Here is a 1,039-nt window from a genome sequence, read left to right on the forward strand (position 1 = left end):
TGATTCGAGAAGATCAGTCCGAACGGCCGGGCCGCGCCCGCCGTGAGCGAACTGATCATCGCCGGCGGCGACGACCGCGCCGCGATCCGCTCGCCGTTGAAGTACCACTCGACGCGGTCCTCGAACCACGCGCAGCCGTATCGGTTGAAGCTCTCGGTCAGATCGACGCCGACGTCGACCGTCGACGGGGCGTCCTCGTGCGTCTCCCTGTCGTTCGGCTCTCCCGACGCGCTCCAGTGGACGTTGACGTTCAACGACCGCCGTCCCGTCTCGGGGGCGTCGCCGCGCTGAAACAGCTCCGCGACGTCGATCTCCGGCGGCCAGTTCGTGTTCGCGGGATGCATCCAGAACGCGGGTAACACCCCGGTTCGGCCCGGGAGCGATGAACCCGACGCCCCATCGGTCCGGATCGAACCGGCCCCACCGCTCCTCGACGACGACCGTCCAGTCTCCGTCCGGTCCGTCCGTCATGGCGCCTCCCCGGTCGAGTTCGAGACAGCCGGACACGGACGCCGCTCCCAGCGCGGCGAGCGCCCTCCGTCGGCTGACCCGACTGCGACCCACTACGAGGTACCTGCGCGCCCGAATTATTAACTCCTGCTCTGGACACCGCGACCCCGCTCGAAACTAGCTTCTCAGGGCCAGAGAAAGCCGTCCTCGAAGCCGCCGTCCGTTATGAGAGTTTCCTCGCCGTCGTGGTTCGCCAGGTCGCCCTCCTCCAACCACGGGTTGATCGCTTCGAGGGCCTCCGGAGAGACGAGGTCCGTCTCCGCGGTGATGCGCTCCTTCTTCGGGGCCACTTTCTCGGTCACGGCGAACGTCTGTACCGGAGAGACCCAGCCCCACAGCGCGCCGACGGTGTTCAGGACCACGAGGATCGGGGTGAGCGGGAGGGCGAGCAGCGTGATCCGTTCGTGGTGGATGTACACCGCGACGCCGACGAGCGTGACGACGAACAGCACGGAGAACGCGGCGATCGATCCGAAGAAGTACGTCGTCGCCTGCGGGACGTACTGCGGGAAGAGGAGCAGGAACAGCG

1 protein-coding gene and 1 pseudogene are annotated in these 1,039 nt (G+C 67.3%); both read right to left on the bottom strand.

Going from position 1 to position 1,039, the window contains the following annotated elements; all coding sequences use genetic code 11:
- Nucleotides 1–344 (bottom strand): family 16 glycosylhydrolase (locus U4E84_RS18665; RefSeq protein WP_322533543.1); only part of this gene is annotated, 344 nt, incomplete at its 3' end.
- A gap of 291 nt (nt 345–635) precedes the next feature.
- Nucleotides 636–1,039, bottom strand: a pseudogene (locus U4E84_RS18670) (glycosyltransferase family 2 protein); the annotation flags it as partial.

This window comes from Halorubrum sp. AD140, assembly GCF_034497445.1.
Taxonomy (GTDB): domain Archaea; phylum Halobacteriota; class Halobacteria; order Halobacteriales; family Haloferacaceae; genus Halorubrum.